Origin of the sequence: Castellaniella sp., from assembly GCF_034675845.1 — a bacterium.
In the GTDB taxonomy this organism is placed as follows: domain Bacteria; phylum Pseudomonadota; class Gammaproteobacteria; order Burkholderiales; family Burkholderiaceae_B; genus Castellaniella.
In genome coordinates, this window is the sequence record NZ_JAUCCU010000002.1 from 133,110 (window position 1) to 146,057 (window position 12,948).

General features: G+C 55.7%; 11 protein-coding genes and 1 other RNA gene. 7 read left to right on the forward strand and 5 right to left on the reverse strand.

What is annotated here, in order from left to right:
• Nucleotides 1-61 precede the first annotated feature (61 nt).
• A complete protein-coding gene (gene lipA, locus VDP81_RS12240) occupies nucleotides 62-1,048 on the forward strand; it encodes a lipoyl synthase (RefSeq protein ID WP_323012488.1) in 987 nt (328 codons plus the stop codon).
• Here the strand turns inward: lipA and VDP81_RS12245 are convergent.
• Nucleotides 1,045-1,944: a LysR family transcriptional regulator gene (locus VDP81_RS12245; protein ID WP_322997086.1), complete on the reverse strand. Its 900-nt coding sequence runs from the start codon at nucleotides 1,942-1,944 to the stop codon at nucleotides 1,045-1,047. The genes lipA and VDP81_RS12245 overlap by 4 nt on opposite strands.
• A 94-nt stretch (nucleotides 1,945-2,038) precedes the next feature.
• Between VDP81_RS12245 and VDP81_RS12250 the strand changes: the two genes are divergently transcribed.
• Complete coding sequence (locus VDP81_RS12250; RefSeq protein WP_322997087.1) at nucleotides 2,039-2,926, forward strand: pirin family protein; 888 nt, start codon at nucleotides 2,039-2,041, stop codon at nucleotides 2,924-2,926.
• Nucleotides 2,927-3,053: 127 nt separating this feature from the next.
• On the forward strand, nucleotides 3,054-3,623 hold the full coding sequence (locus VDP81_RS12255; RefSeq protein WP_322997088.1) for an NADPH-dependent FMN reductase: 570 nt from the start codon (nucleotides 3,054-3,056) through the stop codon (nucleotides 3,621-3,623).
• 3 nt (nucleotides 3,624-3,626) lie between these two features.
• Here the strand turns inward: VDP81_RS12255 and VDP81_RS12260 are convergent, their stop codons facing one another.
• Nucleotides 3,627-4,301, reverse strand: a complete 675-nt coding sequence (locus VDP81_RS12260) for a dienelactone hydrolase family protein (protein WP_323012489.1) — start codon at nucleotides 4,299-4,301, stop codon at nucleotides 3,627-3,629.
• A gap of 61 nt (nucleotides 4,302-4,362) precedes the next feature.
• On the opposite strand from VDP81_RS12260, the gene ssrA reads away from it, so the two are divergent.
• The 4 genes from ssrA to VDP81_RS12280 all read left to right on the forward strand — a co-directional run bounded on the left by ssrA (nucleotide 4,363) and on the right by VDP81_RS12280 (nucleotide 11,004).
• Nucleotides 4,363-4,727: a transfer-messenger RNA gene (gene ssrA, locus VDP81_RS12265) on the forward strand.
• Nucleotides 4,728-5,312: 585 nt separating this feature from the next.
• Nucleotides 5,313-9,800 (forward strand): AAA domain-containing protein, encoded by a 4,488-nt coding sequence (locus tag VDP81_RS12270; RefSeq protein WP_323012490.1) that lies wholly within the window; start codon nucleotides 5,313-5,315, stop codon nucleotides 9,798-9,800.
• A complete protein-coding gene (locus VDP81_RS12275) occupies nucleotides 9,797-10,414 on the forward strand; it encodes a hypothetical protein (protein ID WP_323012491.1) in 618 nt (205 codons plus the stop codon). The genes VDP81_RS12270 and VDP81_RS12275 overlap by 4 nt, the downstream gene beginning before the upstream one ends.
• Before the next feature lie 239 nt (nucleotides 10,415-10,653).
• Nucleotides 10,654-11,004 carry a Spx/MgsR family RNA polymerase-binding regulatory protein gene (locus tag VDP81_RS12280; protein WP_323012492.1) on the forward strand — a complete coding sequence of 117 codons (351 nt, stop codon included), beginning with the start codon at nucleotides 10,654-10,656 and terminating at the stop codon, nucleotides 11,002-11,004.
• 101 nt (nucleotides 11,005-11,105) lie between these two features.
• On the opposite strand, the gene VDP81_RS12285 is transcribed toward VDP81_RS12280, so the two are convergent.
• The 3 genes from VDP81_RS12285 to paaX form a co-directional block, all read right to left on the reverse strand.
• Complete coding sequence (locus VDP81_RS12285) at nucleotides 11,106-11,465, reverse strand: YidB family protein (RefSeq protein WP_322997106.1); 360 nt, start codon at nucleotides 11,463-11,465, stop codon at nucleotides 11,106-11,108.
• A 59-nt stretch (nucleotides 11,466-11,524) separates the two neighbouring features.
• Entirely contained in the window at nucleotides 11,525-11,902 is a 378-nt protein-coding gene (locus VDP81_RS12290) for a DUF3597 domain-containing protein (protein WP_322997107.1), read from the reverse strand.
• A gap of 63 nt (nucleotides 11,903-11,965) precedes the next feature.
• Nucleotides 11,966-12,922: a phenylacetic acid degradation operon negative regulatory protein PaaX gene (paaX, locus tag VDP81_RS12295; protein WP_322997108.1), complete on the reverse strand. Its 957-nt coding sequence runs from the start codon at nucleotides 12,920-12,922 to the stop codon at nucleotides 11,966-11,968.
• Between the last annotated feature and the right edge of the window lie 26 nt (nucleotides 12,923-12,948).

Genomic DNA, 12,948 nt, shown 5'->3' on the forward strand with positions numbered 1-12,948 from the left:
ATCGCCCCAGGTGTACGCCGGGGCTGACGTGCGCCGGTTTTCATTTAGCACAGGCTTACCCATGACAACTGAAGTCCGCATCATTCGCGCTCGTTCCGGTTCTAAATTCGTCAGTCCGCAGGGCACCCGTGCTGTCAAAGACGGCATGCGCCCCAGCGAACTCTCCGAGATTCCGGATTCGGCACCCAAACCCGCCTGGTTGCGGGTTCGCGTGCCATCAGGCGAGCGCTACCAAGAAGTCCGCGATATCGTACAAACCCATAAGCTCAACACAGTATGTGCCGAGTCCAAATGCCCGAACATCGCCGAGTGCTGGGGGCGGGGCACTGCCACCCTGATGCTGATGGGATCGGTCTGCACCCGGGCCTGTAAGTTCTGCGCGGTCAGCACCGGCAATCCACATGGCTGGCTGGACCACAACGAACCCACCAGCGTCGCCGATGCCGTGGCGCTGATGCAGCTGAAATATGTGGTGCTGACGTCGGTCGACCGGGATGATCTGCTGGATGGTGGCGCAGGCCACTATGCCGCCTGTATCCAGGCTATCCACCAGCGTTCGCCCGAGACCGCCGTCGAGGCCCTGACCCCGGATTTCCAGGGCAGCCATGCCAGTATCCAGACGATTCTGGATGCCGGCCTGACGACCTTTGCCCAGAATCTGGAAACCGTCGAACGCCTGACCCATGTAGTGCGCGATGTGCGGGCCGGCTATCAGCAGACCCTGGATGTGCTGGCCTATGCTAAAAAATATGCCCCCCACACCCTGACCAAGACCAGCATCATGCTGGGTCTGGGCGAAACCGACGCCGAGGTCGAACAGGCCATGGACGATATACGCGCCGCCAATGTCGATATCCTGACATTTGGCCAGTACATGCGTCCCACCGTCAACCACCTGCCGGTCAAGCGCTTCGTCACCCCAGAACAATTCCGCGCTTTCCGCGATCTAGGCCTGTCAAAAGGCTTTCGCGAGGTCGTCTCGGGGGCGCTGGTGCGCTCCAGCTACCGGGCCGAACAGGTTCTGCAAACAGAAAACGTCGGGCTTTAATCGGGGCTTAGCCCGGCGGCCCGTACTTGTTGGCTTAAGCCCAGGGCCAGATTTTGGCAGGCAGGACCGGGGAAATCAGGCCGGGCGAACACCCGATACAGCATGGCGTAGCGATGGCGGCCTTCGGCCAAGGGCAGGGGGGTCAGACGACCATCGGCAAGCTCTTGGCGGATGCGCAGCGCCGGGTACCAGGCAAATCCCAGACCGGCACAAGCAGCCTGGATGGACGTGGCCGGATGGCTGAACGTCCAGCGTTGCTCTGCGTCCAGCCAGCCTGCGCTTTGCCTGCCCGAACCCGAATCCCTTACCACCAGTTGCCGATGTTGGCGCAGATCCGCCCATTCCAGCGTGCGCTTAAGCTGATGCAGTGGATGGTTTGGGGCAGCCACTGCCACGAATTGCACCTGCATCAGGGGTTCCCCGCTAAAGCCCTGTGGGATGCGTGGCGTGATGGCCAGATCCGCCCGGCGCTGTAACAGGGCATCGTCGGTGCCGCTCAGGACGGTTTCCAGGACTTCGATGCGGGTGCTGGAGCAACCGGCGCTAAAGGCTGCCAGGGTCTGCAACAGCAGCCAATCGGGAAACAAGCCATCAACGGCCAGACGCAACACGGCCTCCTGGCCCTCGGCCATCTGTCGGGCGGCGAATTCCAGCCCTTGCGCGTGCTCGACCAGCACCCGGGCGCGCTGCAGCAAGATGTGTCCGGCGGGCGTCAGCACGGCGCGTCGGCCTTCCTGGCGGAATACCCGCAGGCCCAGTTGATCTTCCAGGCGCTGGATGGCGTAACTGACGGCGGACTGGCTCTTGCCCAGGGCTTCGGCTGCCGAGGCATAGCCGCCATGGTCCACCACTGCCATCAGAGACTGCCAATAATGGAGGGGAATAATCTCTTTCATATCTAAATACTAGATTAAATTACGCTATTTACTCAAGTTGTTCATCTAATTATAAGATTCATAATAGAGCCTTACACAGACACAGGAATTCCAGATGAGCGTTCGTTCCATCACCCGGATTTTGCCCGCCCAGGCCACCCAGGATGGCGCAGGTGTGCGGTTGTTGCGCGCCCTGGGTTATCAGCACCAAGTTCGCATGGACCCGTTTCTGATGCTGGACGCCTTTTCTTCGGACGATCCGGATGATTACATCGCAGGTTTCCCACCCCATCCGCATCGTGGTTTCGAGACCATTACCTACATTGTGGACGGCCACATGCGTCACCGCGATCATTTGGGCAACGAAGGTGACCTGAAGGCCGGCGGGGTGCAGTGGATGACGGCTGGGCGTGGCATCATCCACGAGGAAATGCCCCAGCAGGAAAACGGCCTGCTGCGTGGCTTCCAGATTTGGCTGAATCTGCCTGCTGCCGAGAAAATGCAGCCGGCCCATTACCGCGACATTCCCGCTGCCGAGATCACCACCGCTCCGTTGGCCGAAGGCGGCTTCATTAAGCTGATCGCCGGCACCATCCCCTGGGCCACCTGCCCCCTGGAAGGTCCGGGCCAGGGGGCGCTTGCCTCGATCACCCAGCCCTTGATCGCGGATATCTGCGTCATGGCCGGACAGACCGTAGACATCCCGGTGCCCGCCACGCACCAGGCCCTGCTGTATGTTTTCGAAGGTCAACTGGATGGCGGACAGCAGGCTGTGCCTGCCGGACATTCGGTCTGGTATGGCCCGCAGGGCGATGTGATCCGGATCGCCCCGTCTCTGGATGCTGCCGATGGCGTGCGGGCGCTATTGCTGGCGGGACGTCCGCTGAACGAGCCCATCGCTCAGTATGGCCCGTTCGTCATGAACACCCAGCAGGAAATCGAACAGGCCCTGCAGGATTACCGTCATGGCGTGTTGGCCCAGCCTGCCGCCAGCAGTATTTAACAGCCAGTATTGTGTCGGCCAGCCGACATGGACTAGGGGGTGTTCCCCCTCAGCCCGCCAAAGGGCGTACGTCCGGCTTGTCGTGATTTGATCATTTTGCCCCCTGGGCTTATTTTTGGAGTTATCTATGTCTATTCGTGTTCTCGCCATTGGTGGCAGCCTGCGCCAGGGTTCTTATAATAATTTGTTGTTGAAGCAGGCCCAGCAACAAGCCCCCCAAGGCATGAGTATCGAGATCGCGGATCTATCCGATGTTCCCCTGTATAACGGCGATATCCAGGCCCAGGGCTTTCCGGCCTCGGTTCAGCGTATTGCCGATCAGGCCAGCCAGGCGGATGCTTTTTTGATTGCCACCCCCGAATATAACTATTCCATTCCCGGCGTCTTGAAAAACGCCATCGACTGGCTGTCGCGGGTGCCCAGCGCACCATTTCAGGGCAAGCCTGTGGCCATTGCCAGCGCGTCGATGGGTGGGCTGGGCGGCGCACGAGCCCAGTATCATCTGCGCCAGGTGCTGATCTATCTGGATGTGCATCCGGTGAATAAGCCCGAGCTTTTCATTTCGGCTGCCCACGAGAAGTTCGATGCGAATGGCCAGTTGATCGATCTGCTGTCGCGCGAAGGCCTGGATAAGCTGCTGGCCGCCCTGGCTGTGCAGACCCATCGCCTGCAAGGCCGCGTGGCCGCCGCTGCTTAGTGATCAGGGGTTGGCATGCCGGGCGAAAAACGCCAGGGTACGATCCCAGGCAAGCTGGGCGGCTTCGGGTTGGTAGGATGCCGTGCCTGTGCGCCCAAACGAGTGCCCGGCGCCTTCGTATACCTGGATATCCACATGGGGCTGGGCCGCCCGGATCTGTTCCACATCGGATAAAGGGATCGAATGATCCTGCGCCCCAAAATGCATCTGTACTGGCATATGGGGCGTATCGTGGCAATGGCGGGCAATGCCGCCTCCGTGCCAGCAGGATGCGGCAGCAAAAGTATGGTTCAAGCCCGCCGTGCGCCAGGCCAGGTATCCGCCCCAGCAGTAGCCGGTCAGCAGCTTGACCGGCTGACTGGATAGGGCAGCAGCTGCCGCCTCGATATCCAGCAGGGCGGTCTCATCGGCGATGGCTTTTTTGTAAGCCAGCCCGCGTTGCACGCTTTCCTGGCTGTAGTCCAGCTGCAGGCCTTGCGCCGGGGCGGTCTCGCGATCGAATAACGAGGGGCAGATGGCCCGATAGCCTTGTTCGGCATAGCCGTCTACGACGCTGCGGATATAGGGGTTGATGCCGAATATTTCCGGCAGTACCACCACGCCGACCGCCGCGTCTTCCGGCCCGTTGATGTAGGCAGCTAATGTGTGGCCGTCACTGGCCGTCAGATTGATGTCCATATGCTTGATCTCCATAAAACCGTTTCATTTTCAGTCCAATACCAGTACAATACAAGGTCTTGGGGCCGACATGGCTTCGACGTGGGTCACGAAACAAGATAGTGCATACCGAGCCCCAGTACGCTCGTAAATCCACTGGAAATCTATAAACGCCAACGACGAGCGTTTCGCTCTAGCCGCTTAAGCGGTGAGCCGCTGCACCGACCTGTCCCTGGGTTGGGTGGGGTAAAAGCCACAGCAGCGTCATTTTCAGGGAATCGGATTCAACCAGGTCACTGGGTCGGATCTTAAATCAGTGTGAATCGCTACGGAAGGGCCTGTTGTCCGGCATGATCCAAGGCTAAAACTTAAAATAGGCCAACTAAGTATGTAGATCTACTTGCAGAGGGCTTGCGGACGGGGGTTCAATTCCCCCCGGCTCCACCAGGATACCTAAGCAAAAACCTTCAAAACCTGTGGAGTTAAGCATAAGTTGGCACTATTGCCAGCTTATGCTTTATTTCACGAAGTGCCACATTATGCTTTATCGCAAAAGTGTGGTAGGAAATCAGAGTTGGGTTTCATGCAAAAGGGGTGCTTCCCGAAAGAAGCACCCTTTTTTTGCGTGTGCGTTGGTGCCGGCGGCTGTCAGCCAAATACTTCTGGCCACCTACGCGTGCCGTAGGAACGCCAGGAGAGATGCGGCTTTCAGGGATTAAACTACGGAATCCGTCCGACTTCGTACGACGTCTACGTTTCTAAATGTGTCTTTTGACGACTGTCTCTTGTATAGTGTTCCTCTATACAAATCTGACCATTGGGTGATGTGATGTCGGCCAGGAAAAACGTAGCGATGAGCTTCCGCGTGTCACTACGCTTCAAGGAACTACTGAACGCTGCAGCAGCAAGGGAACGCAGAAGCCTCACAAACATGCTTGAGACGCTGTTGTTTGACTATTGTAAGCAGCATGGACTGAAAGAACTCAAGGAGCCTTCGGAGGCTCTGAGCATGCAGAGAGAAGAGGCTGTGGAATGAACGAGACATCGAAGCACATCATCGACCTGCTCGACTATATCGAGCAGGTCGAGAAGCTTAAGAATAAGCCCGCGTTTTCTGTGCCTACAGACCACTTCGTTGCATACCAGCATGATTTGCAAGGGTTGCCGGAGTTGGAATTTAATCTGCAAGCGGATGACGACGATATATGGCTGAGTCTGCCGCGTTTGCAGGAAATTTCAGCCCCACCGTTGAGTGAACAACTCCAGCCGTGGGTCACGCTTCCGAAGAGTCCAGAAAAATCGCCTAGCCTGAAGACGGAATATGTGGAATTTGAGGGTAAGCAAGAGGTCGCTCGACATGAATTGAAGGACCACCCTGAGATAAGGGGCCTGTTCGACTGGTACGTAGAGAACCAATGGGGGCCATGGGCCGTAGCGGAACAGCCTCGGCGTCGGTTAATTGCTCGCTACAACCAGTTGTTCTCCCTTCAACAAGTTATTTCGCTGGAGGGGGCTGAAACGCCCCTTGAACTCGTGTGGGGTATGGGTTTCGCAGCGTGGAAAAAACAGGGATTTGGAACGCCTCTTCGCCACCCGCTGCTTGTACAGGTGTGTGAGGTCACTCTTAACCCGAAAACGTTTGCGTTGGAAGTACGACCACGCGACGCGGAGCCTCGCCTTGAGGTCGATTGCTACTTGGAAATGGATGTCCCAGGCGTCTCGGCACTTGAGGCGTTCTGGAAAAGCACTCTTGCTACAGGTGCGAGTAGGCCCAATCCTTTTGAATCTTCAACGTATGAAGGAGTGCTAAAAGCGGCGGTTGGCCACCTGGACCCCTCAGGTGCCTATGAAGAATGTTTACCCGATATGGCTACACCAACACCCGATGAGCATTTAAAGGTGACCAGTTCGTGGGTGCTTTTCGGACGTAAGCGTTCAGGAGACATATTCATCGAGGACGTGCGGCGTTTAAAAAAGAATGTTGAGGCCGCTTCTTCCTTGCCGAGTGTTGTTCAGCACTTTGTTCAGCATGGAGATGACGCAATCAGAGTGCGGCCATCTCAGCCGTTTCGCGGCTTATCCTCGAGTGATAGTCCGGCAGATGCGTTTGAACTGTACTTTCCTATGCCGTACAACGACGAGCAAGTCTCAATCGTTCAAAAGCTGGCGAATAACGACGGGGTTGTTGTTCAAGGCCCTCCTGGAACCGGGAAAACCCATACAATCGCCAACGTAGTCTCGCACTACTTGGCGCAAGGTAAGCGCGTGCTTGTTACAGCAAAGAGCGAGACAGCTCTGGCCGTCCTGCGAGAAAAGCTGCCAGAGCGGATAAGGCCGCTGAGTGTCGCTTTGTTATCCGACGAGCGGGACGGTATGAAGCAGTTCGAGCATTCTATTCAAACGATAGCTTCGAGCGTGGCTACTCTGAATCCCTCGCGTGCTGAAAGTGCAATTGCTGCCGCCGAGCAAAAGCTCAACCAGCTCCACGCTAAGATTTCTCGCGTTGACCAATTGGTAGCTGCATATGCGGAAAAGCATATGCGGACGTATTCTTTCCAAGACCGCGATGTGACGCCCGAGGAAATGGCAAAACTGGTTGTAGAGCAAGCTCAGGAGTATGAGTGGTTCAACGATGAACCTCCTGCGTCTACGGATGGCTCATTGCCTTTTGGAGATAGTGATATAAGTGCCATGCGCCAGGCTCGCATGAAGGTCGGTAATGATTTGGTGTATATAGATTCGACCTTGCCAGCGCCCTCCGTATTTCCCGGATGGGAAGTCTTACTCGGGCTTCATCGCGACCTCGTGAAGGCCCAAGCTATTGATGCCAGTGTTCTTATTGGAGGCGTACTGCCTCTGGTAGATGCCCGCGTCGATACCTTCGAAAAGGCACAAGCGCTTGTATCCTTCCTTGATGAGAGGCATGCGCTTAAGCGCAAGCTGGCCAATCCTCCAGAGTGGGTCAATACGTTGCGTGAGCGACTGGCCAACGTGCAATCCGAAGACCCGATATGGATGGCCCTGCAGCAGGTTTGTGTCGATTTAAAAGTGCTTGAAGAGCTTCGTCGCGAGTTGCTGCCAAAAGCGATAGAGTTGTCGGCAGGAGTTGAGTTGAATGAAGATTTCAACGATGCCTTGGCACGTCTTGTTGCGGGCAAAAGTGCATTTGCGATGCCTTTTGGTAAGGGAGAGGCACGTAAACTCGTGCAGGCTGTAAGAATACTAGGAGCCGCTCCAGCGTCGGCTGATGATTGGGCTCTGATTAAACAGTTAATTACCTGGCGTCAAGATGTTCGTAAACTACTGGCACGCTGGAATGCTCTCTCAACGGAGTTTGGCCTTGAGGTGGCAGGTGCGGATGTTGACGCTGCTTTTCGGGAAGTAGTACGCGCTCAAGTCTTTATTGAGGACATGTATCGACTCCAATCAGAGTTCAATGCAAGTCTTTATGAGCATATTGCTGAGGTGTTTGGACGAAAAGTTTCTGAAGAAGCCGAAGAGAAAGGGGAAAGCTATCTCTTAGAAGTGGCGACTAGCCTTAACGCTCATGTTGACAAGGGGCGTTTGGGTTACGCCAGACTGCGTGTCCACGAGCTCTCAAAGCATCTCCAAGGGTGCAGAGGTGTCTTGGTAGACCAACTACAGAATTTCATTGCTAACCAAGTTGGGAACGCATCGGCGGACGAATCTAGCTTAGATAAGACTTGGAGCAGCTTGTATACGGAGCTCGAGCGGTTATCCGCTCAGCGTTCATCGCTTGATGAAGTCGCACGTGTTGCCTCTGTTTTGGAGGAGGCGGGAGCGTCAAAGTGGGCAACCCGCATTCGAACCGAGCCAGCCACACAGGACATGGATGCTACCGTGCCATCAAAGTGGCGCGAAGCCTGGAATTGGCGACAAGCCGACATATTCTTGAAGCGCATAGATGGGCACCAGACTCTCCGCGAATTATTCGAAGAAAGGAAACTCCTAACAAACACGCTTGCTCGTACGTATCAAGACCTTGTTGCCGACAAGACTTGGCTGGGCGTGTTTAACAACTCTCCGGACAGTGTGCGTCAGGCCCTCCAGGCCTATTTGAATGCCATACAAGCGATGGGGGCGGGAACAGGCGTGCGAGCAGTGCGTCATCGCAAGTCGGCACGAGCGGCAATGACACGAGCCTACTTGGCTGTGCCGTGCTGGGTACTTCCTCAATGGCGGGTTTCGGAGACTATTCCATCGGAGGTTGGCCTATTTGATTTGGTCATCATTGATGAGGCCTCACAATCAGATATCTGGGCGCTGCCCACACTGTTGCGTGGCAAAAAGCTGCTCGTAGTTGGAGACCATAAGCAGGTATCGCCTTCGGCCGTGGGGACTGCGGAAGAGAAAATTAAGGAGCTGGTCAATCGTTACTTAGCCAATCAGCCTCATGGCGCCCAGATGACCCCCGATAAGTCTATCTATGACTTGGCGCGAGTCGTTTTTGCTGGTAACTCGGTGATGCTGCGGGAGCATTTTAGATGTGTGCCTGCAATTATCGAGTACTCGAATCGAGAGTTCTACAAAGGGGAAATCAAGCCCCTACGCGTCCCGAAGGCAAATGAGCGCTTAGACCCTCCTCTCGTCGATGTATTTGTGAAAGGTGGATTCCGTCAGGGGGATGTTAATCGTCCTGAAGCTGAGGCTATCGTGGCAGAGATTGAAGCTATTCTCGCAGACGAGCAGTTTAATGGGCGAAGCATTGGGGTCGTGACTCTTCTAGGTTCTAAGCAAGCTGCTCATATTCAGACGCTTATCAGTAGTCGGATACTTCAAAGCGATGTGCTGGCGCGACAAATTGCTGTAGGTCCACCACCAATTTTTCAAGGAAGAGAGCGCGATATCATGATGGTGTCTATGGTTCTAGCTCCAGGGGACCGGGCAGCCGCAAACAAGCTTGATATGCAGCAGCGGTTCAATGTGGCCCTCTCTCGTGCTCGCGACCGCACATACTTGTTCCGTTCAGTGACTGAGACTGAATTTCGAGATGACTCCTTGAATGCTCGACTCATTCGGCACTTTCGTAAACCTTTTGAGCAGGACAGCAATAAGGTTCAAGCTCTACGTGAGAAGTGCGAGTCTGACTTTGAACGTGAAATGTTCGATGAGCTTGTTAAGCGAGGATACCGTATTCAGCCACAAGTGCTATGTGGAGGATATCGCATCGATTTTGTGGTCGAGGGCAACGAAGGCAGGCGACTTGCTGTTGAGTGTGACGGTGACCGATTCCATGGCCCTGGCCAGTGGGCTGATGACATGATTCGTCAACGCGTCCTGGAGCGTGCTGGCTGGACCTTCTGGCGTTGCTTCGCTTCAAGCTTTGTTCGGCGTCGCGAGGAGGTGTTTACGGATTTACTGCAGAACCTTGAGCGACTCGGCATTGAACCCTTGGGGGCTGAATCTGTGGACAGCACAGTATGGGTTCACACCAAAGAGGTAGACCCCTTTGGCGTAGAGGAGGAGCCGGACACCCTTGTGAAAGAGTCAGTGGCATGACAGCTCGACCGCTGCTTCAAAAAGGTATCGTTGACTTGGAGAAGATGTTTTCCGAGTCGCAAGGTGACCACGCCACCTTAAGGCGATTGAGGGCTGAACTCAAACACCGCAAACTTGCGCGAGCGTTCATGCTGCTTAAAAAGGTCGAAGCTGCACTGATGGCAACTGAGGAGCAACCAGGAACAACATCCGAGGTTCCAGAGAAGTCGGTCGCTCCCCGTGTTGAAGGCACCACTCATCCCGAAAATTTGAAAGTAACGAAAGAGCCGAGCAAGGAAATCAAGCTTGCGGGTGTCTTGATTCCTGCGTCAACGCATCAGGCGACTGAACGCGGAGCAGCTGCCGCATTGCTGGCAACCGGACCCGATGCAGGCGCTGAGTGGGTAGGGAGCTGGCCGCAGCGGCGGGCGCCGATTTCGTTGACGCTTGAAGAGTCGTACCGCATCCTGGAAGTAGCGCCTACGTCGTCTTGGGAAGTCGTCGAACAAGCTCGGCGGGCGCTGGTAGAACGGTCTCGCCCTGACCTCATCGCCGAACTCAGTGAGGGACAGCGAGAGAAGGCACAGGCAGATGCGCACCGTGTGAATCAAGCTTACTTGCGCATCCTAAAATAGCTATATTATTCAACGAGTTATAAAGAGTGCCATCTTTTGCTTTATTTTTGCACGAAGTGCCACTTTATGCTTTATTTAGTGCCACTTTTTGCTTAACGCCACAAAACCCGCATGAACCTTGGTTCAGCGGGTTTTTTTCTGGCCAGTTTCCATCCCATCGAGTATCGTCACGCACTAGGTTTGCTGTCTACGCAAACCGTCCAAGAAAAGGTCCACACTCCAAAAATGAGCAATCCGACATGACGGCTACCATCTACGGCATCAAGAACTGTGACACGATGAAGAAGGCCTTTACGTGGCTTGGCGTGCACAGCGTGGATTTCACATTCCACGATTATCGCGTCGCGGGCATCACCCGCGCCGAAGTCGCGGCATGGGTTGCCGAAGCAGGGCTCGACAAGGTACTGAACAAGGCGAGCAAGACATTCCGTGCCTTGCCTGAAGCGGTACGCGACGGTCTGGATGAAGCCAGAGCGATTGATCTGATGGTCGCAGAGCCGACGATGATCAAGCGCCCTGTGCTGGCGATGCCGCACGGTATTGAAGTCGGTTTCAAGCCTGAGCGCTACGCAACGATTTTCGGGCTTTGAGCGCGGTGTCGGATCAATAGACTTCGTCGGCCATGATGCTGGCGGTTGATATTCGAATTGGCAGCCCGGCGACTGAGGCCCAACAGCCCCAAACCAGCAGATCAGTCAATGAGTTTCCCGTTCTCCGAGAGATGGTTGACGGCTTCGGGCAGCCACTGGGCCAGTCCCGAGCTGATTTCTTCGCTGGATAGTCCGAATTTTTCGGCCAGATCGGCGATAGGGCCTTGGCCGATGGTGGCCAGGACTTGTTCTTGGGTGATCGGCAGGTTTTCCCCGTCGCCCAACCAGGAGGTGACCTGCTCGTCGAAGCCTGCTTCCTGGAATTTTTTCAGCAAGCCAGCCAAACCGCCGTTTTGCTGAACCAAATCCTGAGCCACGGCAAATAGCCGACCGACTGTGCCGCCTTGTTGTTCCAGAATCTTGCCAATCATCTGTCCGGCCAAACCGTCGAACAAACCCATGTCGATCTCCTTGGAAATTGAAAAAAAGGGGCATGTGCCCCCGATGCTGCGAGACTGCCTTACAGCAGGTCGGCGGGGATGTTTCCGCCGTTATCAGCCAGTTTTTTCAATACGGTTTTATGCAGCCACATATTCATCTGGGCAGAATCGCCCATTTTTTCTGCGGGGCAGCCAAGTTCAGTGGCAAGTTCTTTGCGAACGGCCAAGCTGCTATCCAGTCCGAGCAGCTTCAGCAGGTCGACGATGGAAGTCTTCCAGTTGAGTTTTTCCGGGTGTTTGGCAGCCATGGCTTCGAGCTGGCCCGTGACATCCACTACGCTGATGGCGGTGGGTGCCGGTGTGGTTTCTGGGGCGGCCTGAGTGGCAGATGTTGCTGTTTCAGCGGCCTGGGCCGTGCCAAAACCGAGCTTGGACAAGATATTGCTGAAAATTCCCATTGATTTCTTCCTTTGGATAAAGTGAACTGACCAGGGTTATGTTACAGCAGCATACTGTCTTGCCTATAAGGAAATCGCCATGAGCGGGTCATCCGCTGGAAATCGGGGAGTGTTGTTTTCCAGGCGTGCGGGCATGCTGCCATCGGCCAGGTGCATATTGCTATCCAGGTGTAATTCGGACGGTTCGGCCAGGCGGCGATAGAGTTCGCGACATACCATGCGGGCGGATTGCCCTGGCCAGTCGGCGGGCAGGAGGACTTCCGGGAGTTCCGGATCGCGCAGCAGCAGACGTCGATAATCGTGTATCAGCAAGGTGCGCAATAAAAAAGATTCCTCTGGCTCTGGCCTGGTGTGGCGGTCGCGCCGCAGGTCGGCCAGGATAGGCAGATAATCGGATACGAAGCTTGCATATGATTCGGCCAGGCGGTCCAGGTTCCAGGCGCGGGATACCAGGTCGGCATCCGATGCGGTCAGGGCGATCCGGGCATCGGCCGCCAATAGCGGCAGCAGCTTACCCAGTAAATCGCCCAGGCCGTCGGCCATCAGGGTGTCGTAAGCAGCGTCCAGTTGGGTGGATGGATGCACAAAACAATCGTTGCCTAATGATCCGAAGCCCTGCCATTGCAGGGCTTGATGCAGACGTTCTCGTTGACGAGGGTCCAGTTCGCCCACGACCAGGATCAGCCGCCAGCGGCGATCCCAGATCGGTGCATGCGATGAATAAATATGGCGTGAAGCTTCTTCGAAGCGCAGCCGACCGGAATCTGTCAGTACGTACTCGGCCCTGCGGCCATGGGTATCGACCCGCAGCCATTGTTCTTTGCTTAGGCGATAGACCGATGTGCGCACCAGCCTTTCGTTGAGCCCTAATGGCTGCAGCAGTTGGATCAGGCTGCCCAGCCAGATTCGTCCGCCGCGCGGCAGCACGGCATCACCAAATACCGACATGATGAGCGAGCCCGCCCGGACTCGCTGTTGTTGACGAAAGCTATCGATGCGGTGCTGGATGGAAGGGATCAACTTATCGGGGGGCGGGCAGCCCTATT

Coding starts and splice junctions, on each gene's coding strand:
- lipA (WP_323012488.1), top strand. CDS start 62: ATGACAACTGAAGTCCGCATCATTCGCGCTCGTTCCGGTTCTAAATTC.
- VDP81_RS12245 (WP_322997086.1), bottom strand. CDS start 1,944: ATGAAAGAGATTATTCCCCTCCATTATTGGCAGTCTCTGATGGCAGTG.
- VDP81_RS12250 (WP_322997087.1), top strand. CDS start 2,039: ATGAGCGTTCGTTCCATCACCCGGATTTTGCCCGCCCAGGCCACCCAG.
- VDP81_RS12255 (WP_322997088.1), top strand. CDS start 3,054: ATGTCTATTCGTGTTCTCGCCATTGGTGGCAGCCTGCGCCAGGGTTCT.
- VDP81_RS12260 (WP_323012489.1), bottom strand. CDS start 4,301: ATGGACATCAATCTGACGGCCAGTGACGGCCACACATTAGCTGCCTAC.
- VDP81_RS12270 (WP_323012490.1), top strand. CDS start 5,313: ATGAACGAGACATCGAAGCACATCATCGACCTGCTCGACTATATCGAG.
- VDP81_RS12275 (WP_323012491.1), top strand. CDS start 9,797: ATGACAGCTCGACCGCTGCTTCAAAAAGGTATCGTTGACTTGGAGAAG.
- VDP81_RS12280 (WP_323012492.1), top strand. CDS start 10,654: ATGACGGCTACCATCTACGGCATCAAGAACTGTGACACGATGAAGAAG.
- VDP81_RS12285 (WP_322997106.1), bottom strand. CDS start 11,465: ATGGGTTTGTTCGACGGTTTGGCCGGACAGATGATTGGCAAGATTCTG.
- VDP81_RS12290 (WP_322997107.1), bottom strand. CDS start 11,902: ATGGGAATTTTCAGCAATATCTTGTCCAAGCTCGGTTTTGGCACGGCC.